The organism is Sphingomonas sp. 28-62-20, assembly GCF_002281505.1.
This window is the reverse complement of sequence record NZ_NCGH01000001.1, coordinates 1-24,505: the sequence shown is the minus strand read 5'-3', so window position 1 is coordinate 24,505 and position 24,505 is coordinate 1. Positions and strand designations below refer to the sequence as shown.

General features: G+C 68.9%; 17 protein-coding genes and 1 other annotated feature. Of the genes, 8 read left to right on the top strand and 9 right to left on the bottom strand.

Features of this window, described 5'->3' with window-relative positions; genetic code table 11:
- Nucleotides 1-65: 65 nt before the first annotated feature.
- Genes B7Y43_RS00085 through B7Y43_RS00070 form a run of 4 tightly spaced genes read right to left on the bottom strand, consistent with a single transcriptional unit; the run spans nucleotide 66 to nucleotide 4,261 of the window.
- Nucleotides 66-827 (bottom strand): TIGR02186 family protein, encoded by a 762-nt coding sequence (locus B7Y43_RS00085; protein WP_374129575.1) that lies wholly within the window; start codon nucleotides 825-827, stop codon nucleotides 66-68.
- Nucleotides 824-1,738, bottom strand: a complete 915-nt coding sequence (locus B7Y43_RS00080) for a sulfite exporter TauE/SafE family protein (RefSeq protein WP_374129574.1) — start codon at nucleotides 1,736-1,738, stop codon at nucleotides 824-826. Before B7Y43_RS00080 ends, B7Y43_RS00085 begins: the two co-directional genes overlap by 4 nt.
- Before the next feature lie 58 nt (nucleotides 1,739-1,796).
- Nucleotides 1,797-2,816, bottom strand: a complete 1,020-nt coding sequence (locus B7Y43_RS00075) for a hypothetical protein (protein ID WP_374129573.1) — start codon at nucleotides 2,814-2,816, stop codon at nucleotides 1,797-1,799.
- A complete protein-coding gene (locus B7Y43_RS00070) occupies nucleotides 2,813-4,261 on the bottom strand; it encodes a glycosyl transferase family protein (RefSeq protein WP_374129572.1) in 1,449 nt (482 codons plus the stop codon). The genes B7Y43_RS00075 and B7Y43_RS00070 overlap by 4 nt, the downstream gene beginning before the upstream one ends.
- Before the next feature lie 138 nt (nucleotides 4,262-4,399).
- On the opposite strand from B7Y43_RS00070, the gene B7Y43_RS00065 reads away from it, so the two are divergent.
- Both B7Y43_RS00065 and pbpC read left to right on the top strand, forming a co-directional pair.
- Entirely contained in the window at nucleotides 4,400-10,162 is a 5,763-nt protein-coding gene (locus B7Y43_RS00065; RefSeq protein ID WP_374129571.1) for an alpha-2-macroglobulin, read from the top strand.
- Between the two features lie 15 nt (nucleotides 10,163-10,177).
- A complete protein-coding gene (pbpC, locus tag B7Y43_RS00060; protein ID WP_374129570.1) occupies nucleotides 10,178-12,379 on the top strand; it encodes a penicillin-binding protein 1C in 2,202 nt (733 codons plus the stop codon).
- Nucleotides 12,380-12,453: 74 nt separating this feature from the next.
- On the opposite strand, the gene B7Y43_RS00055 is transcribed toward pbpC, so the two are convergent.
- Nucleotides 12,454-12,960: an RcnB family protein gene (locus tag B7Y43_RS00055; protein WP_374129569.1), complete on the bottom strand. Its 507-nt coding sequence runs from the start codon at nucleotides 12,958-12,960 to the stop codon at nucleotides 12,454-12,456.
- A 138-nt stretch (nucleotides 12,961-13,098) separates the two neighbouring features.
- Nucleotides 13,099-13,587: an outer membrane protein assembly factor BamE gene (locus B7Y43_RS00050; protein WP_374129568.1), complete on the bottom strand. Its 489-nt coding sequence runs from the start codon at nucleotides 13,585-13,587 to the stop codon at nucleotides 13,099-13,101.
- Between the two features lie 121 nt (nucleotides 13,588-13,708).
- On the opposite strand from B7Y43_RS00050, the gene B7Y43_RS00045 reads away from it, so the two are divergent.
- A complete protein-coding gene (locus B7Y43_RS00045; RefSeq protein WP_374129567.1) occupies nucleotides 13,709-14,221 on the top strand; it encodes a ubiquinol-cytochrome C chaperone family protein in 513 nt (170 codons plus the stop codon).
- Nucleotides 14,218-14,745 (top strand): DUF177 domain-containing protein, encoded by a 528-nt coding sequence (locus B7Y43_RS00040; protein WP_374129566.1) that lies wholly within the window; start codon nucleotides 14,218-14,220, stop codon nucleotides 14,743-14,745. Before B7Y43_RS00045 ends, B7Y43_RS00040 begins: the two co-directional genes overlap by 4 nt.
- A gap of 6 nt (nucleotides 14,746-14,751) precedes the next feature.
- Here the strand turns inward: B7Y43_RS00040 and B7Y43_RS00035 are convergent, their stop codons facing one another.
- Nucleotides 14,752-15,291, bottom strand: a complete 540-nt coding sequence (locus tag B7Y43_RS00035; RefSeq protein ID WP_374129565.1) for a histidine phosphatase family protein — start codon at nucleotides 15,289-15,291, stop codon at nucleotides 14,752-14,754.
- A gap of 12 nt (nucleotides 15,292-15,303) precedes the next feature.
- Nucleotides 15,304-18,012 carry an ATP-dependent DNA helicase gene (locus B7Y43_RS00030; RefSeq protein ID WP_374129564.1) on the bottom strand — a complete coding sequence of 903 codons (2,709 nt, stop codon included), beginning with the start codon at nucleotides 18,010-18,012 and terminating at the stop codon, nucleotides 15,304-15,306.
- 38 nt (nucleotides 18,013-18,050) lie between these two features.
- Here B7Y43_RS00030 and B7Y43_RS00025 point away from each other — a divergent pair, with 38 nt between their 5' ends.
- The 3 genes from B7Y43_RS00025 (at nucleotide 18,051) to B7Y43_RS00015 (ending at nucleotide 22,059) form a co-directional block, all read left to right on the top strand.
- A complete protein-coding gene (locus B7Y43_RS00025; RefSeq protein ID WP_374129563.1) occupies nucleotides 18,051-19,625 on the top strand; it encodes a lysine--tRNA ligase in 1,575 nt (524 codons plus the stop codon).
- A gap of 166 nt (nucleotides 19,626-19,791) precedes the next feature.
- Nucleotides 19,792-21,048 (top strand): Na+/H+ antiporter NhaA, encoded by a 1,257-nt coding sequence (gene nhaA, locus B7Y43_RS00020; protein WP_374129562.1) that lies wholly within the window; start codon nucleotides 19,792-19,794, stop codon nucleotides 21,046-21,048.
- Nucleotides 21,049-22,059, top strand: a complete 1,011-nt coding sequence (locus B7Y43_RS00015; RefSeq protein WP_374129561.1) for a histone deacetylase family protein — start codon at nucleotides 21,049-21,051, stop codon at nucleotides 22,057-22,059.
- 50 nt (nucleotides 22,060-22,109) lie between these two features.
- Here B7Y43_RS00015 and B7Y43_RS00010 read toward each other — a convergent pair whose 3' ends face one another.
- A complete protein-coding gene (locus B7Y43_RS00010) occupies nucleotides 22,110-23,354 on the bottom strand; it encodes a dipeptidase (protein WP_374129560.1) in 1,245 nt (414 codons plus the stop codon).
- 137 nt (nucleotides 23,355-23,491) lie between these two features.
- Nucleotides 23,492-23,544, top strand: a sequence feature (sul1 is cis-regulatory element that is thought to sense ions involved in sulfur or methionine metabolism; They are found in Alphaproteobacteria).
- A 37-nt stretch (nucleotides 23,545-23,581) separates the two neighbouring features.
- On the opposite strand from B7Y43_RS00010, the gene B7Y43_RS00005 reads away from it, so the two are divergent.
- On the top strand, nucleotides 23,582-24,505 hold a 924-nt coding region (locus B7Y43_RS00005; protein ID WP_374129559.1), incomplete at its 3' end, for a SulP family inorganic anion transporter.

The window sequence follows — 24,505 nt, the reverse complement described above, 5'->3', positions numbered from 1 at the left end:
TCAGGGCCTCTGGAACAGTCGCGCGAGCTTGACCTCAACTGGTAAAGATTGCGTTTGCGGGCGGCTCAAATCCGCCGCGCGATCGCTCCGGCGGCCCAGCCGAACAGCACCGAAAGCGCGACCGCGACGAGGCCATAGGCGACCGATTGATGATCGGCGGCGCGCGCGACGAAACGCTCGAAGCCCGATTTGCGGATGTCGATGTCGCGCACCGCCGCCGCCAGTACGCGCCCGTCGCGAATCAGGAAGGTCTCGGCGGTGAAGCGACCGATCGGGACGCGGGCCGGAATCGTGATCCGGGCGCGATACAGCACGCCGTCGGTGATCTCGACCGCGCCGGGCGCCTCGTAATATAGCCCGTTGCGTCGTTTCAGATCGACGAGGCCGCGCGCAAACCGGGCCTGCTCGGCGGTCGGCGTGCTGCTGGCCGGCGAGAGCTGGAGGCTGTCGAGACCGAGTTCGTAGATCGCCCGGGTGCGATCGTCGACCAGGCTGGCGATCGGCTTCGACGAGGCGAGCCCGTAGAAGGAGGGCGCCGACAGATAGCGCATCCGGGCGGCGTTGACCCAGATCCCGGCGATCTGCTGCTTTTCGCGCACCAGGATCGGCTGGACCGGACCTTTGACCACGACCACGATCTGTGCATCGCGCTCGCTCGGCACGCGCCCGCCGGGATAGAGGATCGCGCCGAACAGCAGCAATTCGGCGCCGGTGAAACTATACGCGATCTCGATGTCGCGCTGGGACACGTCGGGCACCAGCACGGGCTTGGTGTCCCCCAGCACCAGCGGCGCGGCGAGCAGCAGGGCAGCGAGCCGCCGCCTCACGTCAGCTCGACCGAATAAATCTCGTCGGGGCGCCAGCCGAGCCCGAGCGCGACGCGGAACGCGACGAGCAGCACGATGATCGCCAGCGCCAGCCGCAGATATTCGGGTTTCACGCTGGTTGCGAAGCGTGCGCCGACCTGCGCGCCGACCACCGAGCCGAGCAGCAACAGCGCCGCCAGGATGATGTCGACGGCCTTGGTGGTGGTGGCGTGGACCATCGTCGCCACCGCCGTCACGAACAGCGTCTGGAAAAGCGAGGTGCCGACGACCACCTGGGTTCCCATGCCGAGCAGGTAGAGCATCGCCGGCACGAGGATGAAGCCACCGCCGATGCCGAGCAGGATCGTCAGGATGCCGACGAAAAAGCCGAGCAGCAAGGGCGCGAGCGGCGAGATATAGAGCCCCGAGCGATAGAAACGCGTCCGCAGCGGCAGCGCGGCGACGAGCGGGTGATGCCGGCGGGTGCGCGCCTTGACCGGAATGCCGGTTTTGAGCGCCTTGATCGCCTGCAGCGATTCGCGCGCCATCAGCCCGCCGATCGACCCGAGCAGCAGCACATAGATGATCGCGATGACGGTATCGATCTGGCCGCTCGCCTGGAGCAGCCGGAACAGCCACGCGCCAGCGAAGGAGCCGACGATGCCGCCGGCGACGAGCACGCCACCCATCTTGAAGTCGACCCCGCGCCGCCGGAGATGCGCGAACACGCCCGACACGCTGGCGCCGGTGACCTGGCTCGCGGCCGAGGCAGCGGCCACGGTTGGCGGAATGCCGTACACGATCAGCAGCGGCGTGGTCAGAAACCCCCCGCCGACGCCGAACATGCCCGACAACAGCCCCACCCCGCCGCCGAGCAGGATGATGACGAACGCGTTCACGCTCAGATTGGCGATAGGCAGATAGACGTCCATGACGCTGCCCGCGATATCCTGTTCGATCGCCGCACGCAAAGCGCCGCGCGGCGGCGGTTCAAAAATCGGTGCCCAGCGTCAGTGCTATTCCCGAGCCGGGCTGCGCGGCCCCTGCGACCCGCTCGCGCCAGTCGACCACCAGCCTGATCGACCGCCGCTCGATCGGGATCGCGAGCGCCACCGAGGGACCGAGATCGAGCCGCGCCGCACCGGGCTGAAGGCCGCCCCACGCACCGCCGCCGATCGCGACCGACGTGGCGCCGATCCGCGCGATGGGGCGATCGAGGCGGATCGCCCCGTCGGCAAAACCGATCAGGCCGGCGCGCGCGATCAACCCCGCCTGGCCATAGGCCTCAAGCCTCAGCCCCTGCCCGATCGCCGCCGGTCCTGCGCCCGCGACCAGACCGATCGAGGGGCCCCCGCCGCTGCCCTCGAGCGCGATCCGCTGTTCGGCGATCAGCCGGATCGGCAGGCGGGTGGGCCGCCAGTCGAGCCCGATCGCGGCTTCGCGCCCGCGGGTCGCCAGCGGCGTGGCGAGTCGGGCGAAGGCGGCAAGTCGCTGACGGCGGTCCAGCGCGTAGGCGAGGCGGACACCGGCCTGCGCACCGCCGAGTTGGCCGCCGAGCGGGCTCGCGCCGAGCCCGGTGCCGGCGCGCGCGAGCAGCCAGGCGCTGACCGACCAGCGTTTTGCCGTCTCGGCTGATCGATCGGGCAGGATCGGCATGGCGGGGATCAGCGCCGGCGCTGGCCGGGGCGGGTCGTCGATCGGGCCGGGCGACGGCACGACCCGATCCGGAAATGGCGCGCCGGTGCCGCCTTCGATCGCGCTCGCCCTGCTCGCTCGCAAGAGCCGCGGGCGTGGGCGCGGGGCCCGCCGAGGCGGGTCAGCAATGAATGCCGTTGCCGGTCTCGCACCCGCTAACCTGCTCGGCGCGACCAGCGGGTGCAGGACCGGCGGCTTGGCTACAGTCACGATCGAATGCGCCGATGGCGCGGGCCAGAGCATCATGATCCGAAATCCGATCCACCCGCCGATCACCGCGCCGAGGAACCGCAGCGGGCGGCCCGATGCGCTCATCCCTCGCCCGATCTTCCCAATCCCGCCGGAAACATATGGGCGGTCTTGTCCCACACCGGCGCCGCCCCGCCGAGCATCGCGAGGTAGCGGCTGAGCGCGCGGCGCGCGGCGAGCATCGCGATCAGATTGCCGGCAATCGCGCGCGGGAGCGACCACAAGGCCTCGCGCGCGCCATAGGCGGCGCCAGTGAACAGCGCCCGCATCGCCAGCCGCCAGCCGAGCAGCGCGGCGTTGACGCCCAGGAGCAGCGGCGGCGCCAGCGGGCCCTGCGGTACCGTGCCGGTCAGGCCGTGCAGCAGCAGCGACAGCGCCGACGCGACCAGCGCGAGATAGGCCGCCGCCAGCACGACAACGGCGATCGGCGCGCGACGATCGCGCATCCGCATCCAGTGATCGCCCAGATCGAGCGGACGCCCCCAGCCGATTCGGTCCCAGCCGGCGAGCGCGATCCCGATCATCCAGCGCGCCTTTTGCCTGACCGCGGCATCGAGGCTCGCCGGAAAATAGGCGCGCACCGCAACCAGCGGGCCGCCCGGGAATTCGCGCAGACGCGCGAGCGTCCCACGCCCGCCAAGCGCCGAGATGGTGAGGCCGAGCTCATAATCCTCGGTCAGGCTTGCCGTGTCGAACGGATCGCCCTGCCGCCGCGCGGCGATCGCGTCGAGCGCCTCGCGCGCGATCGCGCAGCCGACGCCCGCAAGCGGCATCCCCGCGCCAAGCGCCTGGCGCACCACCATCTGCTTGGCGTGCGCCTCGGCAAATTCGTCGCAATAATGCCCCGATACCAGCTGTGAGCCGCGATCGACGAGCGGGAGCACGGGCAATTGCACCGCCCAATGCGCCCCGATCAGCGCATCGAACAGCCGCAGTTCGCCGGGGTGAACGACATCCTCGGCGTCGTGGAGCACGATCGCACGGGCGCGGCCCGCGTGGCGCCCGTCGCTATCACCCCCGTCGCCATCACCCCCGGCGCCTGCTGCCGCCTCGGCGCGGCGCAGCGCGTGCCACAAGATATTGAGGCACGCCGCCTTGGTCGTCGGCCCCGGCTGCGGTCCGATCACCAGCCGCACGCGGTCGTCGGCGGCGGCGACGCGCGCAACGGCGTCGATCGTCGCGCGATCATTGGGATAGGTGCCGACATAGAGATGATAGTCGGGATGATCGAGCCGGGCGAGCGCAGTCCGGAGCATCGGCTCGATCACCGCTGCCTCGTCCCAGGCGGGCACGAAAATCGCGATCCGGCCACGCGCGGGGGATGCGGCAAGGTCGGCGAGCGTCGGGCGCGGGGCGCGTCGGCCAGCGATACGGCGCCGCAGCCAGTACAGAAAATACAGGCCATCGATGGCGAGATCGTCGATGCCGCTGATCAGAAAGCCGAAGGCGGCAAAAAGCAGCGCTTCGCGCGCCACGAAATCAACCGGCACCAAAGCCAGCCCTACATCCAATCGCGTCGCCCCCCGACTCGTCTCAGCCATTCTTTTTTAGCGACGGGTCAAGCGGATATCTTTGCTCCACAGCAGATTCGGCGCTGGACTTGAACCATTGCGGACCAGTAGCATGGCGTCACCTTTGGGGAGGGTTCGATGAAGCTGGCTGTTCGCTTGGCGTTTCTGGCGCTGATCATCGCGCCTGTCGCCGCTTCGGGGGACAATTCGCCCCAGGTCGTGCTGGCAACGCCGGGAATCGGCAATGGCGCGATCGAGCGCTTCACCGCGCGGTTCAGCCAGCCGATGGTCGCGCTCGGCGATCCGCGCGCGGCGAGCCCGTTCAAGGTCAGCTGTCCGATCGCCGGCGATGGCCGCTGGGTCGATCAGCAGACCTTCGTCTATGAATTCAAGACGCCGCTCCCCGGCGGCACCAGCTGCAGCTTCGATCTGGTCGACAATCTGAAAACCGTGTCGGGCTTCGCGGTCGGGGGACAGCGCAGCTTCAAGGTCGATGCCGGCGGCCCGGTCGCGCGCGCAGTGCTGCCCGGCCAATATGGCGGCGATATCGAAGAGGATCAGGTCTTCCTCGTTGCCGCCAACATGCCGGCGACGCCCGCATCGGTTGCCGCCAACGCCTATTGTGCGATCGACGGGCTCGGTGAAAAGGTCCCGGTCGACGTGCTCCCGGCCGACGTCGCGCCCAAGCTGCTCGGCGAGATGGGAACCGATCGCTACGAAGTCAGCGCTTTCCTCGAAAATGCCGGGCTGCCGGCGACGATCCCCGCCGCCGCGGCCGATCGCAAGGCGATGCTCGCGGGCGTCACCGCGCTCAAATGCCGCCGCCCGCTGCCGCCGGGCCGCGACATGGCGCTCGTGTGGTCGGGCCAGATCGCGGGCGCCGGCGGGAAGCTCGCCGGCGCCGACCAGCGTTTCGATTTCACCGTCCGCAAGCCGTTCACCGCGCGCTTCGAATGCAGCCGGGTCAACTCGCAGGCGGGATGTTCGCCGGTCGAAAAGGCGTGGGTGCGCTTCACCGCGCCGATCGCCGCCAGTCTCGCCAGCGCGATCCGCATCCAGACGAGCGACGGGCGCGCGCTGGTCCCGGCGATCGGCGACGACGACAAGGGTCATGCCACCGTCACCGAGATCAGCTTTGCCGCCCCGCTGCCGGCGGCGACGATCGCCAAGCTGATCCTGCCCGCCGGGATCAAGGACGAAAGCGGCCGGCCGCTCGCCAATGCCGAGCGCTTCCCGCTCGACGTGCGCTTCGACGAAGCCCCCCCGCTCGTCAAATTCGCCGCCCCGTTCGGCATTCTCGAGGTCAAGGAAGGCGGCGTGCTGCCGGTCACCGTGCGCAATGTCGAGGCCTCGATCGAGGGGCGCAACCTCGCAATTGCCGGCCAGAGCCTGCGGATCGACGCCGCCGACGGCGATATCGCCCGCTGGCTGCGCACGGTCGACAAGGCCGATGATTATGCCAGCCACGAAGAAAAGCGCGGCACCGAGAGCGTGACGATCAACGATACCGGGTCGACGCCGATCCTGCGCCCCGGCCAGGGCGCGGGGATGCGGCTCGCGCTGCCGGGCAAGGGCAAGGATTTCGAGGTCGTCGGCATCCCGCTCGCCAAGCCGGGCTTCTATGTCGTCGAACTCGCCAGCCCGGCGCTCGGCCAGGCGCTGCTCGGCCGGCGGGCGCCGCGCTATGTCGCCAGCGCCGCGCTGGTCACCAACATGGCGGTGCATTTCAAATGGGGCCGCGAGAAGAGCCTCGCCTGGGTGACCGCGCTCGACAGCGGCAAGCCGGTCGGCAATGCCGCGGTGCGGGTGACCGACAGCTGCACCGGCGCGACGCTCGGCGCGGGAACCACCGATGCGCACGGCGTGCTGCTGCTCGGCACCGGCATTCCCGAGCCGCAGACCTATGGCAATTGCGACGCCGACAGCAGCAGCCCGCACCCGCTGATGGTCTCGGCGCGTGCCAATGGCGATTTCAGCTTCACGCTCACCGATTGGGGCGAGGGCATTCGTCCCTATGATTTCGATCTGCCCTATGGCTACAGCGCGCGCGACGACATCTTCCACACCGTGTTCGATCGCGCGCTCGTCCGCCAGGGCGAGACGATCAACATGAAGCACATCGTGCGGACGCCCATCGGCGAGGGCTTTGCCAAGTCACCGGCGTTCACCGGGACGCTGCGGCTGTCGCATCGCGGTTCGGACACCCAGTTCGATCTGCCGCTGGCGATCGACGCCAACGGCACCGGCGAAACGAGCTGGGTCGCGCCCCAGGGCGCGCCGATGGGCGATTACGACATCCAGGTCCTGCGCAAGGGCCCCGATGGCGCCGACAAGACGATCTACACCAGCCAGTCGTTCAAGATCGACGAATACCGCCTCCCGACGATGCGCGCGAGCGTGAGCGGGCCGAAGGAAGCCGCGGTGCGCCCCAAGACGCTGCCGCTCGATCTGTTCGTCGGCTATCTCTCGGGGGGCGGCGCGGCGCGGCTGCCGGTCGATGTCCGGATCGGCTGGTTCGCCACTGTCGCCGATCCCAAGGGCTATGAGGGCTACAGCTTCGGCGGCAAGCCGATCGCCGAGGGCGTCAAGCCGATGAACGGCGACGGCGAGGAAGAGCAGACACCGCTGCCGCCGACCCAGACCTTGCCGGTGACGCTCGGCGCCGATGGCACCGCGCGGACCTCGATCGAGATCCCGCAGACGCTTGACGGGCCGACCAACATGCTCGTCGAGATGGATTATCAGGACGCCAATGGGGAAACGCTGACGGCGTCGCGCGGCATCCCGATCTATGCGTCGGCGGTGCGGCTCGGGATCAGGACCGATGGCTGGTTGATGAAGCAGGACGATCTGCGGCTGCGCTTCGTCGCGCTCGATACCGAGGGCAAGCCGATCGCCAACCAGAAGATCAGCGTCGCGCTCTTCAGCCGCCAGATCCTGACCGCACGGCGGCGGCTCATCGGCGGCTTCTATGCCTATGACAACCAGATGAAGACGACGCGGATCGCCGCCGATTGCACCGCGACGACAGACAAGCTCGGGCTGGCGCAATGCAAGATCAACCCGGGCGTCTCGGGCGAAGTCTATGCGGTCGCGACGACCGCCGATGCCAGCGGCAATCTCGCCCGCGCCACCCAGTCGGTGTGGCTGGTCGGCGACGACGATTGGTGGTTCGGCGGCGACAATGGCGACCGGATGGACTTGATCGCCGAGCAGACCGAGTACAAGGCGGGCGATACCGCGCGATTCCAGGTGCGGATGCCGTTCCGCAAGGCGACCGCGCTCGTGACGGTCGAGCGCGAGGGCGTGCTGTCGAGCTTCGTCACCGAACTCGAAGGCAAGGATCCCATCGTCGAGGTCAAGCTGCCGGGCAGCTATGCCCCCGATGTCTATGTCTCGGTGCTCGCGGTGCGCGGGCGCGTCGAGCCGAGCTTCTGGGACTGGCTGACCGGTATCGGCCATTATCTGGGGCTCGTCGCAGCGCCCGATCCGACCCCGCCGGCGACCGCGCTGGTCGATCTCGCCAAGCCCGCCTATCGGCTCGGCATCGCCAAGGTCAAGGTCGGCTGGGAGGCGCACCGGCTCGGCGTCACCGTCAAGGCCGATCGCGAACGCTATGCCGCGCGCGACGTCGCGCAGGTCGACGTCGCGGTGACGACGCCTGAGGGCAAGCCGGCGGCCTCGGCCGACGTCGCGTTCGTCGCGGTCGACCAGGCGTTGTTGCAACTCGCGCCGAACGACAGCTGGGACGTGCTCGGCGCGATGATGGGCGATCGGCCGTTGTCGGTGCTCACCGCGACCGCGCAGACCCAGGTCGTCGGCAAGCGACATTATGGCAAGAAGGCGGTCGCGGCGGGCGGCGGCGGTGGTATGGGGGATGCCTCGGGGCTCAACCGCGAGAATTTCCAGCCGGTGCTGCTGTGGAAGGGCCACGTCGCGCTCGATGCGCAAGGCCATGCGCGCGTGCCCGTGCCGCTGTCGGACGCGCTGACCGCGTTCAAGCTGGTCGCGATCGCGACCGACGGCGCGCAATTGTTCGGGACGGGCGAGGCGAGCATCCGATCGGCGCAGGATCTCAGCATCTTTGCCGGCCTGCCGCCGCTGGCGCGCACCGGCGACAATTTCGGCGCGATCTTCACGCTGCGCAACGGCTCGGACAAGCCGATGACGGTGACGGCGTCGGTCGATCTGAACCCGAGGGTCGCGACCGGCAAGCCGCTGACGGTGACGATCCCGGCGGGTGGCGCGGTGCCGGTGGTGTGGAATCTCACCGCGCGCGAGGGGCTTTCGGCGCTGCGCTGGCATGTCAGCGCCAGGAGCGCCGATGGCAAGGCCGCCGATCAGGTGACGGTCGATCAGCAGATCGTGCCGGCGGTGCCGGTCGAGGTGTGGGCGGCGACGCTCGCGCGGATCGGGGCGGCGACGGTGATTCCGATCGAACCGCCGGCGGGCGCGCTGCCCGGTCGCGGCAGCGTCGATGTCCGGCTCGCCGATACGCTCGCGCCGCCGCTTGCGGGGGTGCGCAGCTATATGACGGCCTACCCCTATAATTGCTTCGAGCAGCGGCTGTCGCGGATCGTCGCGCTCGGCGATACGGCGGGCTGGGCGGCGCTGGCGGGCGAAATCCCGACCTATCAGGCGCCCGACGGGCTGCTGCGCTATTGGCCGTCGGACAGCCTGACCGGTTCGGAGGCGCTCACCGCCTATGTCCTGTCGCTGACCTCGGCGGCGGGGCTGCCGATCCCCGATGCGCCGCGCAGCCGGATGATCGAGGGGCTGAAGGCGGTGGTCGACGGGCGGCTGCGGCACGAGGATTATGGCGATGTCCGGCTTCAGCGGCTCGCCGCCTTCGCCGCCCTCGCCCGCGCCGGCGCCGCGACCCCGGCGATGCTCGGCCAGATCGGCCTCGCGCCAAGCGACATGCCGACCGCCCAGCTTGCCGACTATATCGTCGCGATCGACAAGGTCCCCGGGCTCGCCAACGCCCCCGCGCTGCGGACGGCGGCAGAGGCGGTGCTGCGGACCCGGCTCATCTATGAAGGCACCCGGCTCGATCTCAGCGATCAGGCCAATGCCGCCTGGTGGCTGATGTCGTCGGGCGACGAGGCCGCGATCAAGGCGCTGATCGCGGTGCTCGGCCGCCCGGGCTGGCAGGACGACGCGCCGAAGATGATGGTCGGCGTGGCGTTGCGCCAGTCGCGCGGGCATTGGGATACCACCACCGCCAATGCCTGGGGCAGCATCGCCGCGCGCCGGTTCGCCGGGCTCTATCCTGCCGAGGCGATCGCCGGGACGACGACGGTCTTGCTGGCCAACACGGCGATCGCGCGCGGCTGGCCGGTCGCCGAGCCGTCGCGGTTGCTCAGCCTGCCGTTGCCGACGGGCGCAGCCCCGCTGAAGCTCGCGCAGAGCGGCGGCGCGGGCCCCTGGGCGATGGTGTCGGTCTCGGCGGCCGTCCCGCTAAAGGCGCCGCTGTTCGCCGGCTACCGGATGACGCGCGCGGTGTCGGTCGTTCAGGCGCGCAACAAGGGCGTCTATACGCGCGGCGACGTCATCAAGGTGACGATCACCGTCGAGGGATCGGCCGAGCGCAACTGGGTCGTCGTCAGCGATCCGGTCCCGGCGGGGGCGACGATCATCGGCGATCTCGGCGGGCAGTCGAGCCTGCTCGATCAGGTCGGTGGCGGATCGGGGGTCCAGCCGAGCTATGTCGAGCGCGGCGGCGCGACGTGGCGCGGCTATTTCGCCTGGGTGCCACGCGGCAGCTTCACCGTCAGCTATACCGCGCGGCTCAACGGCACGGGTCGCTTCAATCTGCCGCCGACGCGGGTCGAGGCGATGTATTCGCCGGCGATCCACGCCGCGCTGCCCAACGCGCCGGTGACGGTGCAGCCGAAATGACGTGAGCGGCGCGCCATGAGCTGGACGCAGCGCCTGATCGACTGGCCGTATGATACGGCCGGGCGGCTCGGGCGCCGCGCGCTGCTGGCGTGGCGGGGCAGGCGCGCGGTGCATGGCTGGCTGGCGCTGATCCTGCTCGTCGCGCTCGGGCTGGGCGGACTCGATTATGCGACGCTGCCGCCGCCGCTGCCGGGCTATGCGCAGGTGCGCGCACGCTGGCAGCCTTCCGAGGCGTGGCTCTATGCGCGTGACGGGACGCTGATCGACAGCGCCCGCGTCAATTTCGCCGCGCGGCGGCTCGCCTGGACGCCGCTGGACAATGTCGCGGACGCCATCCGCAAGACGTTGTTGGGGGCCGAAGACCGGCGTTTCTACGCGCATGGCGGGGTCGACTGGCTGGCGCTGGCCGGCGCGCTGCGCGACCGGATCGAAGGCAAGCGCGGGCGCGGCGCCAGCACGCTTTCGATGCAGGTCGCGGGTTTCCTCGCCCCCGATCTCGCCGCGCCCGGCGCGCGCGGGATTCGCGACAAGCTGCGCCAGATGCGCGCGGCATGGGCGCTCGAGCGCGATTGGCGCAAGGACCAGATTTTCGAGGCCTATCTCAATCTCGCGGGGTTTCGCGGCGAGGCGCAGGGGATCGGCGCGGCCGCGCTCGGGCTGTTCGGCAAGACCCCCGATGCGCTCTCGCGCGACGATGCGATCCTGCTCGCGGCGTTGCTCCCCGAACCGCAGGCGAGCGCGGGTCGGGTCGCCCGGCGCGCCTGTGCGCTCGCGCATGACCGCGATTGCACCCGCTTCGAGAGCGGCGCCTGGTCGATGCTCGGCCCGGCGCGCAGCCTCGCGCTCGATCCCGGGCTGGCGCCGCATCTCGCCGCGCGCCTGCTCACGAGGCCGGGGCTCAAGGTGACGACGACGCTCGATGCCCGGTTCCAGCGGATCGCGATCTCCGCGCTTAGCCGCCAGCTCAAGGGGCTCGGCGGCGCGCGCGCGCGCGACGGTGCGGTGATCGTCGTCGACAATGCTAGCGGCGACGTGCTTGCCTATGTCGGCGGGGTCGGCGGCGCCTCGACGGCGGCGGCGGTCGATGGTGCCGACAGCTATCGCCAGGCGGGATCGACGCTCAAGCCGTTCCTCTACGCGCAGGCGATCGAGAAGGGCTATCTGACCCCCGCCTCGATCCTCGATGATTCGCCGGTTCAGCTCGACACCGCCTCGGGGCTTTACGTGCCGCAGAATTACGATCGCGACTTCAAGGGGCCGGTGTCGGCGCGGACCGCGCTGGCGGGATCGCTCAACGTGCCGGCGGTGCGCACGCTGCTGCTGGTCGGTGTCGAGCCCTTTCGCGACCGGCTGTGGGACAGCGGCTATCGCGGGCTGACCGAGGACGGCCAATATTACGGCTTCTCGCTCGCGCTCGGCTCGGCCGAGGTCACCTTGCTCGAACAGGTCGCCGCCTATCGCGCGCTCGAACAGGGCGGGCGCTGGTCACCGCTTCGGCTGACGCCAGCCGCGCCGTCGATAGCGCCCCGCGCGGTGACGACGCCCGCCGCTGCCTGGATCGTCGCCGATATGCTCGCCGATCCCAATGCGCGCGCGGCGACCTTCGGGCTCGATAGCGCGCTGCGGCTGCCCTTCTGGGCGGCGGTCAAGACGGGCACGTCGAAGGCGATGCGCGACAATTGGTGCATCGGCTTTTCGGATCGCTTCACCGTCGGCGTCTGGGTCGGCAATCTCGAGGGCGATCCGATGCGCGCGGTATCGGGGACGAGCGGCGCGGCCCCCGTGTGGCGCGACGTGATGCTGGCGATCAACGGCAATGGTCGGGGCAGCGGCGGTGCCCCACCGCGCCCGGCGGGCGTCGATATGCGGACGATCCGGTTTGCCGCCGGGATCGAGCAGCCGCGTCGCGAATATTTCGTCCATGGCACCGCCCAGACCCGGATCGCCGCCGCGCCCGAGACGGCACGGCGCCCGCGCATCACCAATCCGGTTTCGGGCAGCGTCTATGCGCTCGATCCCGATATCCCGATCGATCGCCAGCGGCTGGCGATCGGCGTTTCGGGGGCGGTGACCGCGCACCGGATCGTGATCGACCGGCGCGATATCGGCGCGGCGGACAGTCATCCGCTGGTGCTCGCCGGGCCGGGCCGCCACCAGCTCCGCCTCGTCGATCTGGGCGGTCGCGTCGTCGATCAGGTGGTTTTCACGATCCGATAATCGGCACCGCCCGAACCGCCAGAGGCCGGCCCGGGGCGTTGCCCGGGCCGGCCGACGACGTTGCTGAAAAAGGATTAGAAAAAGAAGCCGCGATAGACGTCGACGACGGTCCCGCGCCGGGTATCGACCAGCAGCACATCGTCATAATGCCGCACCCAGCGCTGCCAGGCGCGGGCGGGCGGCAGCCGATAGCGCCACGGATCGGCGATCACGTAGCGCGGCCCCCAATAGGCCGGGGCGATCCGCACGCCGGTGCGGAAGCTGGTATAGCGGAACGGCGCGCGCCAGCTGCCGCGAGCATAGAGCGCCCGGTTGCTGTTGCGATAGCCGCGCCAGTCGTTGCGGCCCCAGCGGCGGTTGCGATCGTAGCGATCCTCGCGCAGTTCCTGCCGCGCCTCGCGGACGTCGCGGCGCTCCTCGCGGATGTCGCGCGGATCGCCGCGCCGATAGGCCCGGTTCAGCTCGTGCCGTTCCTGGCGCAACTCCTGGCGGTCGCGGCGCACCTCGCGCTGCGACTGGGCCTGGGCGGTAACCGGCAGCATCGTCGCTGCCATCAGTCCGATGATGATCAGTTTGCGCATGGTCAATCTCCGTTTCCATTTTGGTGGCCATCCCGTTGCGGGGCATTGCCTGAAAACCGGTATTGCCGAGTCGGCCTGAACGCGCCGCGAACCCGTTGGTCAGCGAACCGAAAGCTTCAGCCGCGCACGCACGCGAAATCAGGGCTGGTCGCGACCGCCGCCATTGCCCCCGCTCGGCCCGGCAGCCCCCGCGCCGACCTGGCCGATATTACCGAACAGATCCTGGAAGAAGCTGCGATGCCGTCCGAGGGTCGGCGTCGTATCGCGGACGGGGCGGATCGACGCGACCTGCTCGAGCCCGGTCCGCGTCACCTTGGTCACCACACCCTTGTCGTCGAAAGCGATGCGCAGCACCGTCTGATCTTTGGGTTTGGGCTTGTTATAGGCGTAATAGCGCGTGTCGCGGGACACATAATACCATTCGCCATCGTCGAACTGGCCGGTAAAGCTCGGCTTGCCGAGCACCTTCACCACCGACGTCCGCGTATCGACGCCCGGCTGGACCGAATTGACCAGATCGGCGTCGATCACATAGCCCTGATGACCGCGCAGCGGCGCGCACCCGGCGCTGGCCGTCGCCAGCGCGATCGCAAACAAGATGCCGGTACGGGTGGACAAAAAGCGCATTCAACTCTCCCAAACGGGCATCGCCGACGGTGCACGCATTGCATCCCGCCGATCGAGCCTCAATATGCCGAGCGGCGCGTGCAAACAAGGTGGCGCGGGCATCTACCGTTCGGGGAGTGACATGGGACTGATCGACAGGCTGTTTGGCCGCAGCGGCGCCGGCGCGGCGAGCGCCCCGCTCTATACCGCGATCGTCGCGCGCGGGCGCGCGCCGGACTGGTATCTGGCGGGCGGCGTCGCCGATACGATCGACGGGCGTTTCGACATGATCGCCGCCATCCTTTCGTTCGTGCTGCTCCGGATGGAGGAAGAGCCCGCCGCCGCGATGCCGAGCGTCGAACTCACCGAACGCTTCATCGAGGACATGGATTCGCAGCTTCGCGAGGAAGGCGTCGGCGATGTCGGCATCGGCAAGCGCGTCGGCCATATGGTCAGCATGCTGGGCGGCAGGCTGGGCGCCTATCGGGCGGGGCTCGCCGAAGGCGATCTGTCCACTGCGCTGCGCCGCAACCTGTATCGTGGCGGCAGCCCCGATCCGGCACAGCTCGATCATGTCGCGGGCCGGCTGATGGATTTTCGCCGCGCGCTGGCCGCGACCCCGGTCGCCGCGCTGCTGGCCGGCGATCTGCCGTGACGGCGCCCGAGTTTGCCCGGCCCCAACAGATCGAGACGATCGGCGAGCTGCCGCGAACGCTGTCGATTGCCGCCGATGGCGGCGAGCGCGCCGCGCTCGCGCAGCGTTTCGGCCTCGTCGCGATCGACTCGCTCACGGCGACCTTCGCGATTCGCCGCGACGCGGCCGGCATCGTCGCGACCGGCCGGGTGAATGCGTCGCTGGTCCAAGCGTGCAGCGTCACCGGCGATCCGCTGTCGGTGACGATCGACGAACCCGTCGCCCTGCGCTTCATCGAGGCGGAGGTGGTCGATGGCGACGAGATCGAACTGTCGGCCGACGCCTGCGACAGCGTCCTGTATTCGGGCAAGACGATCGATCTGGGCGAGGCCGCCGCCGAAACGATGGCGCTGGCGCTCGATCCTTTCCCGCGCGGTCCGCGCGCCGAGGCCGCGCTGCGCGAGGCGGGGGTGCTGCGCGAGGAAGAGGCGGGGCCATTCGGGGCGCTGGCGGGGCTCAGGCAGAAGCTCGCCGATCAGGGCTGAGCGTCGCTAGTCGATGTCGGGGCCAAGCGTCGGATCGAGGTCGCGAGGCCGCACGAAGCGGGTCAAGGTGCCGCTCCCGGCGTCGATGTCGCGCCAGTCTGCAACATCGAACGCGATCTCGGCGAGGCTCGCGGTCGGAAACTTGATCTCGACCGCGCTGCGCGCGACGCTGCCGTCGTCGGCGGCGAGCGTCAATACCAGGTCCTCGAGGCCGGGATTGTGACCGACGAGCAAGACCCTGTCCTCATCGGCGGCCAGCGCGTGGACGAGATCGAGCAAGGTGGCCGAGGAGGCGAGATAGATTCGGCGCTCCCAGATCGGCTCGGCCATCGAACCGTAGGCCGGCACGAGATGGTCGAGCGTCTGGACCACGCGGATGGCGGGGGACGCAAGGACGCTGTCGTAGCGCAGCCCGAGCGCGCGCATATGCCGCCCGATCAGCGCGGCGGCCCGCTGACCGCGTTCATTGAGCACGCGATCGAAATCGCGCGCGACGGGGTCGTCCCAGCCCGATTTGGCATGCCTGAGCAAGGTCAGCGTCTTCATGCCTTCTCCGTCTCAGGCGTTGTCGATCGTCTCATGCATCAGCGGCGTGACGGATGAAAGACGCCGGGTGACACGATTCACCGCTTCGTCGAGCGTGACGCGAATGATCGGCACCCCGGGCGGAAAGGCGCTGAGCAGGCGCGAGGGCATCGCGGCCGAGAGCAAGACGAAGGCACCACGATCGTCGGCGCGCCGGATCAGCCGCCCGAACGCCTGCGCGAGCCGCGCCCGGACGAAGCGATCGTCATAGGCAGCCCCCCCGCCCGCCAGCCGCCGCGCGGCGTGGAGCACGGTCGGCTTGGCCCAGGGCACGCCCTCCATCACCACCAGCCTGAGCGACCGACCGGGGACATCGACCCCATCGCGGAGCGCATCGGTGCCGAGCAGCGAGGCGCGCATGTCGTCGCGAAAGATATCGACGAGGGTGCCGGTGTCGATCGGGTCGACATGCTGGGCGTGCAGGGCAAGCCCCTCGCGCGCGAGGCGGTCGGCGATCCGGGCATGAACCGCGCGCAATCGCCGGATCGCGGTGAACAGCCCCAGCGTCCCGCCGCCGGCGGCGACGATCAGCCGCGCATAGGCATTGGCGAGCGCGCCGGTGTCGCCGCGCTTGACGTCCGTCACGATCAAGACCTCGGCGGCGTTGGCATAATCGAACGGGCTCGGCGCATCGAAATGGGCAGCCGCATGCGCCAGATGCTGCGCGCCGGTGCGGGCCTCCGCCACCGACCAGTCGCCGCCGCCTTTGAGCGTCGCCGAGGTGATCAGCGCGCCCTGCGCGGGCTTGAGCACGACCTCGGCAAAGGGGCGGGTGGGGTCGAGCCAGCGGCGGTGGATGCCGATATCATATTCGCGCCCCTCGACGCGCTCGACCGCCAGCCAGTCGACGAAATCGGGATCGGCCGGGCCGCCCACGCGCGCGAGCAGCGCCAGCCACGCCGCAACGGTGTCGGCGCGCCAGGCGAGCGAGGCGATCGCGCCTTCGATCCGCGCGCGGGCGGGGCCGTCCAGCCAGTCGGGGCCTTCGGTCATCACCGCCTCGAGCCGTCGTCCGAGCGCGACCAGCGGGCGATAGAGCGAATCGAGCGCCTGCCCGGCTTGCCCCGCCGCCTCGATCAGTGCGGCGTCGGGTTCGGCGAGTTCGGTTTCCAATCCGTAACCGGCATCCTCCTTGGTGTCGTCGCGCGCATAGACGAGCCCGCGCACCGCTGCGAGCAGCGCCTCGATCGCGCCGAACGGCTGCCCTTCGCCAAGCCTTGCCAACCAGCCGTCCGACGGCAGCGCCCGCACCGCGTCGGCCGCCTCGGCGATCGCGCGCGCGCCGGCCTCATCATAGCTCGCGACATCGGAGAGCCTTGCCGCCAGCCCGCGTCGCCGCCCGCGTCCGCCCGATTCGGGTCCGGTCACCCAGCGGCGCAGTTCGATCGTCTCCTGCCCGGTCAGCGCGGTCGCGAACATCGAATCGGCGGCGTCGAACAGGTGATGGCCTTCGTCGAAGACATAGCGGCTCGGCCGCGTCGCGGTTTCGCGTCCGCGCGCGGCGTTGACCATCACCAGCGCATGGTTGGCGATGACGATATCGGCGTCGGCGCTCGCCCGCGCGGCGCGTTCGATGAAGCATTTGCGGTAATGCGGGCAGCCGGCATAGACGCACTCGCCGCGCCGGTCGGTCAACGCGGTCGGGCCGTTGCGGCGGAACAAAGTCGGCAGCCAGCCGGGCAGATCGCCGCCGACCATGTCGCCATCGGCGCTATACGCCGCCCAGCGCGCGACCAGCTGCGCCAGCACCGCCGCCCGCCCCTGAAACCCGCCCTGCAGCGCATCCTCCAGATTGAGCAGGCAGGCATAATTCTCGCGCCCCTTGCGGGTCACCACCTTGGCCTTGCGCACGCCTGCATCGGGGTAGAGCCGCGCGCTTTCATGGCCCAATTGGCGCTGCAGCGTCTTGGTGAAGGTCGACACCCATACCGCACCGCCCGCCTGTTCGGCCCAGAGCGACGCGGGGGCGAGATAGCCGAGCGTCTTGCCGATCCCCGTCCCCGCTTCGGCCAACACCAGATTGGGCGAATCGCGCATCATCCGCGGCGCGAAGGCGGCGCTGGCGGCTTCGGCGAAGGCGCGCTGGCCGGGGCGCTGTTCGGCAGCACTCCCGGTCAGCGTGGCGAGCCGTGCCTGGGTCTCGCCCGGATCGAGCGTCACGGTGCGCGGCGCAGGGCGCGGCGCCCCCTCGCTCCATTCGGGCAGCTTGGAAAACAGCCAGCGCTCGGCCGTCTCGGGCTTGGCGATGCGATCGACCAAGGCGGGCACCCATGGCCAGCGCAGCCGGGCCAGCGCCTGCAGCGACGTCCAAGCCCCTTCGCGCTCGGGCCAGTCGCCTTGGGTCTGCGCGAGCAATGCAGCGGCGGCGGCGCGCAGGAAGGGGGCGATCCGGTCATCGCGGATGGGTTGCTCGAGCCCCGTCGCGCGCGCGAGCCCGCGCGGGGTCGGCACCATGAACTGAGCCGGGCGCAGAAACGCGAACAATTCGAGCAGATCGAGCCCCGACAGGTCGGCATAGCCCAGCCGCTGCCCGACCAGCGCGGCATTGAGCATGATCATCGGCGTATCGGCGGCGCGCCTGATCGCCTCCCCGCGCCCAACCTGCCGCGTTTCGCCTTCATCCGCGATCCAGATGCCGCCATGGCTTGCGTGAAGGGCAGGATAAGGCAAAGAGACAGGCATCCCGATACTTTGCCGATATGGGAACGAAAGGGCAACTTGTGACTGAATTGCGCGTCGCTGCACTGGCTTCAAAGGCCTGGCCTTATGAAGAGGCGCGCAAGCTGCTGAAACGCTATCCCGACGGGAAGCCAGCCAGGAACGGCCAGCCCGCCCCGATCATCTTCGAAACCGGCTATGGCCCCTCGGGCCTGCCGCATATCGGCACCTTCAACGAAGTACTGCGCACGACGATGGTCCGCCATGCGTTCCAGGCGATGTCGGACGCGCCGACGCGCCTGATCGCTTTTTCGGACGACATGGACGGTTTGCGCAAGGTGCCGGACAACGTTCCCAACCCCGCGATGCTGACCGCCAACCTTGGCAAGCCGCTGAGCCGTATCCCCGATCCGTTCGACAAGTTCGAGAGCTTCGCCGCGCATAACAATGCGATGCTGCGCGAATTCCTCGACCGCTTCGGCTTTGAGTATGAGTTCATCTCGTCGGCCTCGCAATATGAAGCGGGCGTGTTTGACGACGCCCTGAAGGGCGTGCTGCGCCAGTACGACGCGATCATGGGGGTGATGCTGCCGACGCTGCGCAAGGAGCGCGCGGCGACCTATTCGCCGGTGCTGCCGATCAGCCCGAAGACGGGCGTGGTGTTGCAGGTGCCGGTCGAGGTGGTCGATGCCGAAGCGGGCACGATCCGCTTCACCGATGCCGACGGCGAAGTGCTGACGCAAAGCGTGCTCGGCGGCCAGGCCAAGCTGCAATGGAAGGTCGATTGGGCGATGCGCTGGGTCGCGCTCGGCGTCGATTACGAGATGTACGGCAAGGACCTGATCGACAGCGGCATCCAGTCGGGCAAGATCGCCCGTGTGCTCGGCGGTCGCCCGCCCGAAGGGCTGATCTACGAGATGTTCCTCGACGAAAAGGGGGAGAAGATCTCCAAGTCGAAGGGCAATGGCCTGACGCTCGAGCAATGGCTCGATTACGGCACGCAGGAGAGCCTGGCCTTTTTCGCCTATCGCGAGCCAAAAAAGGCCAAGCAGCTCCACATCGGCGTCATCCCGCGCGCGGTCGACGAGTATTTCCAGTTTCGCGGCAATTATGCGAGCCAGCCCGTCGAGCAGAAGCTCGGCAATCCGGCGCATCATATCCATGACGGGGACGTGCCCGACACCAATCCGCCGGTGACCTTCGGCTTGCTGCTCAATCTCGTCGGCGTGCTGGGCGCGAGCGCGACGGTGGAGCAGGTGCGCGGGTATCTGAGCAACTATGTAGAGGGGGAAATCACGCCCGAGCTCGATGCGCTGATCGGCCATGCGCTCGCCTATAACCGCGATTTCGTGGCGCCGACGCTGGTCCGCCGCAAGCCCCAAGGCGTCGAGGTCGCCGCGCTCGAACGGCTCGACCGCGAATTGGCACCGCTCCCCGCCGACACATCGGCGGTCGATTTGCAGAACATCGTCTATGCGATCGGCAACGAAGGCGGGTTCGACAATCTGCGCGACTGGTTCGGGGCGCTGTACGAAACCTTGCTCGGCTCGTCGCAGGGGCCGCGGATGGGAAGCTTCATCGCGCTTTATGGTATCGGGAACACCCGCACGCTGATCGCCGAAGCGCTGGAGCGTTAGTCTGGAGAAATCGCCATGGCCTGCATCAAATGCCGTCACCCTGAACTTGTTTCAGGATCCCTCGTGCCGCAAATCATGTCGCGCATGTGGTTCGGTGGATGCTGAAACAAGTGCAGCATGACGGTGCGAAAAGTGACGACCTTCATCTCCAGATGACCAGGACATAATGGCAGAAACACCTCCCCCAACCCCGCTCGACACGCTGATCGACGTACCGCAACAGATCGCCCGCAAGACGCGGTCGGCGCTTCGCGCGTTTCTGGTGGGCGAGGCGGCGGGCGGGATCGTGCTGATCGCGGCGGCGGTGCTGGCGATGGTTGCGGCCAATTCGCCACTGGCCGAGGGGTATTTCCATCTGCTCCATCTCGAAACCGGGCCGGTGCTGACCGACAAGCTAGGGCCGATGACGGTGCATCTGTGGATCAACGACGGGTTGATGGCGATCTTCTTCCTGTTGGTCGGGCTGGAGATCAAGCGCGAGTTCGTCGATGGGCGGCTGGCGACCTGGGAGCGTCGACGGCTGCCCTTCATCGCGGCCGCAGCCGGGATGATTGTCCCCGCGCTGGTCTATCTGGTGGTCACGGGCGGCGATTTGAGCGTCCAGCGCGGCTGGGCGATCCCGGCGGCGACCGATATCGCCTTTGCGATCGGGGTGCTCGCGCTGCTCGGCTCGCGCGCACCGCCCGCGCTGAAGCTGTTCCTGACGACGGTCGCGATCGTCGATGACATGGGCGCGGTCGCGATCATCGCGGTCGCCTATACCGACCATCTCAACTCGCTCGCGCTGGCCGGGGCGGCATTGGTGGGCGGCGGGCTGTATGCGCTCAACCGCAGCAATGTCCGCAGGCTGTGGCCCTATCTCCTTGGCTTCGTGCTGCTCTGGCTGCTGGTGCTGCTGTCGGGCGTACACGCCACGATTGCGGGCGTCGTGACGGCGATGCTGATCCCCGTCACCCGCTCGCCAGGCGCGCCCGACAGTGCCGAATCGCCGCTCCATCGGCTCGAACACGGGCTCCACCCCTATGTCGCCTATGCGATCGTGCCGTTGTTCGGTTTCGCCAATGCCGGGGTGTCGCTCAAGGGCATGAGCCTGGCCTCGCTGCTCGAGCCGCTGGTGCTGGGCATTACGCTCGGGCTGTTCCTCGGCAAGCAGATCGGCATTCTCGGCAGCATCGCGATCGCCGAACGGCTCGGCATTGCGACGCGACCGGGCGGGGCAAGCTGGCTCCAGCTCTATGGTGTCGCGCTGCTGGCAGGGATCGGCTTCACGATGAGCCTGTTCATCGGCGGCCTTGCCTTTCCGGGCAACGAACTGCTGGTCGACGAGGTGAAGCTGGGCGTGCTGGCGGGGTCGATCCTGTCCGGCGCGGCGGGGTTCCTGGTGCTTCGCTTCGCCCCGCGCCGGAAGCTGGCCAGCGCGTAAATGCGGCGCTTTTTCGATGCCAGGCAATTGGCGCACGCCCCGCTGAAGGAACTGCACAATGGCGGCTTCGCTGACTATGCCGAGCGCCCGTCGCGTGCGCAGGCGATGGCGGCGGCGCTCGGCGAGCTCGAAGCGCCGACCGATCATGGCGATGCGGCGATCCGGGCCGTCCATACGCCGGCCTATCTCGACTTCCTGAAGACCGCGCCCGCGAATTGGGCCGAGGCGGGGCGGCCCGGCGACGTGATGGGCTATGTCTGGCCGATCGTGGGCAGGCGGCCGCTCACGCTCCGCCGGATCGATGCGCTGGTCGGGCAGCACAGCTTCGACGCCTCGACGCCGCTGACCGCAGACACCTATGACGCCGCTTATTGGAGCGCGCAAAGCGCGCTGTCCGCGCTGGCAGCGGTGCAGGGCGGTGACCGGGCCGCGTTCGCGCTGTGCCGACCGCCCGGGCACCATGCCGGCGCGGATTATCTCGGCGGCTATTGCTATCTCAACACCGCCGCGATCACCGCCCAAACGGCGATCGACGCGGGCGTCGGCCGCGTGGCGATCCTCGACGTGGATTATCACCACGGCAACGGCACGCAGGACATCTTCTACGATCGCGGCGATGTCTTCTACGCCTCGCTCCACGCCGATCCGGCGACCGACTATCCCTTTTATTGGGGCCATGCCGATGAACGCGGCGCGGGGGCGGGGCTGGGGGCCAATCTCAACCTGCCGCTGCCGCAGGGGACGGCGATTGCCGGGTTTCGCCCCGCCCAGGCCACCGCGCTCGATGCCATCGCCGCGTTCAGGCCCGAGCTGCTCGTCGTCTCCTTCGGCGCGGACACGTGGGAAGGCGACCCGATCAGCCAGCTGAACCTCGCCACCGCCGACTATCCTCTTCTCGCCGCCGACATCGCCGCGCGCGGCTGGCCGACGGTCATCCTGATGGAGGGCGGCTATGCGGTGGATGCGCTGGGGAACAATGTCGCCGGCTTTTTATCGGGCTTTCGGGCCTGATGCCCAAGCTAGACACGAACGGGCGGGAGCGATGGATGGCATGGGCGAGGCTATGGCCGGTCGGTCGCATCGACCGGCGGCATGCCCGCCATCGCCTGCGCCGCCGCCTCCACTTTCTCCATCACGCGCAGGATATTGCCCCGCGCGAGCCCGGCCAGATCGGCATCGCTCCACCCGCGCCGGGCCAGCTCGGCGAACAAAGCGGGATAGCCGTCCACCCCGGTCATGTCGCTGGGCGCGGTGCCGCCGATGCCGTCGAAATCGCTGCCGATGCCGACATGGTCCTTGCCCGCGACCCTGGCGACATGCTCGACATGGTCGGCGACCGTCGCCGATGTCACCAGCGGTTGGGGATGGCTCGCTTCCCATGCCATCACTGGCGCGGCACCGCTGGCGCCATAGACCTCCGCCGAGGCGCCGACCGACTTGGCATACTCGGTCCGCGCCTTGTCCCAGTCGCGCCAGGCCTGCGAGACGAAGCTGGGATAGAAATTGATCATCACCACGCCGCCATTGGCGCCGATCTTCGCCAGCAGATCGTCGGGGATGTCGCGCGGCGCATCGTCGAGCGCGCGCGCCGAGGAGTGCGAGGCCATCACCGGCGCCTTGGTGACGCCTAGCACCGCCGCCATCGTCGCGTCGGAGACGTGGCTGATGTCGACGATCATGCCGATCCGGTTCATTTCGGCCACCACCTGCCTGCCGAACGGGGTCAGCCCGTTGGCGCGCGGCGCGTCGGTCGAGGAATCGGCCCAGGCCAGGCTGCTGCCATGCGTCAGCGTCATGTAGCGCGCGCCGAGATCGTAATAGCGCCTGAGCACCGACAGCCGTCCGTCGATCTGATGCCCGCCCTCGACCCCGATTAGCGACGCGATCTTGCCGCTCTTGTCGATGCGGCGGATATCGGCGGCGCTCCCGGCCATCTCAAACGCGCCCGGATTGGCGGCGACGAAGCGCTTGACGATGTCGATCTCCTCGAGCGTCATTTCCACCGCGCGCGGGCCGAGCGTGTCCCCCGGAATCCACACCGACCAGAATTGCGCACCGACATGGCCCTTTTTCAGGCGGGGAATATCGGTCTGCAGCGGCAGCGGGAGCTTCGACGTATCCTTGGTCAGGTCGAGCGCCTCCACCCTGGCCTCGTGATTCTTCCGGATTTCCCAGGGCAGGTCATTGTGGCCGTCGATCACCGGGTTGGCTTTGAGCAAGGCGTCGATCCGCCGGGCGGTCGCCGGATCGGTGGGGGGCGGTAGCGTGGCGGCTTGCGCCAAGAATATGAGCAGCGTTGTCAGCATGGCATCGTCCCCTAACGATCAGGCCGAAAGGCTAGGCCGGGCAGCGCACGGCGGCAAGCGGCTGCGCATGACCTCGCCGGTCAGGCACCAGCGCCCAAGCTTGCATTGCAGTGCAGCATTTGCCAGACAGGCGCCTCGATGGACCCGGCGCGCCGGGTGGCTCGGCCCGGCGCCTATCCCCGGGATACTGCGACCGCCGCTGGTGGCGCCGACGATCAGGTTTATTCATGCAGATTTCCGCGACGCTGCGCCGCGACTGGCTGGGCAATCCGCGCGCCGATATCCTTGCCGGGATCGTCGTCGCGCTGGCGCTGATTCCCGAGGCGATCGGCTTTTCGATCATCGCCGGGGTCGATCCGCGTGTCGGGCTCTATGCCTCGGTCGCGATCGCGATCGTGATATCGGTCACCGGCGGGCGGACCGGGATGATTTCGGCGGCGACCGCCGCGGTCGCGGTGCTGGTGGTGCCGCTGGTGCGCGATCACGGCGTCGACTATCTGTTCGCCGCGACGATCCTGATGGGCGCGATCCAGGCGGTTGCCGGGCTGCTGAGGCTCGATCTGCTGATGCAGTTCGTGTCGCGCTCGGTGATCACCGGGTTCGTCAACGCGCTCGCGATCCTGATCTTCATGGCCCAGCTCCCGCAGCTGACCGGGGTTGGCTGGCCGACCTATACGATGGTCGCGGGCGGGCTGGCGATGATCTATCTCCTGCCGCGCCTGACCAGGACGGTGCCGTCGCCGCTCGTCGCGATCCTGGTGCTTACGGCGATCAGCATCGGCTTCGGCATCCACGTCAACACCGTCGGCGACATGGGCAAGCTGCCGGACGGCCTGCCCGATTTCGCGCTCCCCAATGTGCCGCTGACGCTGGAAACGCTGCGGATCATCCTGCCTTATGCGCTGACGATGGCTGCGGTCGGGCTGCTCGAATCGCTGCTGACCGCGCAGATCGTCGACGACATGACCCACACCGACAGCGACAAGCGCCGCGAATGCGCGGGGCAGGGTAGCGCCAACATCGTCGCGGCGCTGTTTGGCGGGATGGGCGGTTGCGCGATGATCGGCCAGTCGGTGATCAACATCAGCTCGGGCGGGCGCGGGCGCTTGTCGACCTTCACCGCTGGCGCATTCCTGCTGTTCCTGCTGACC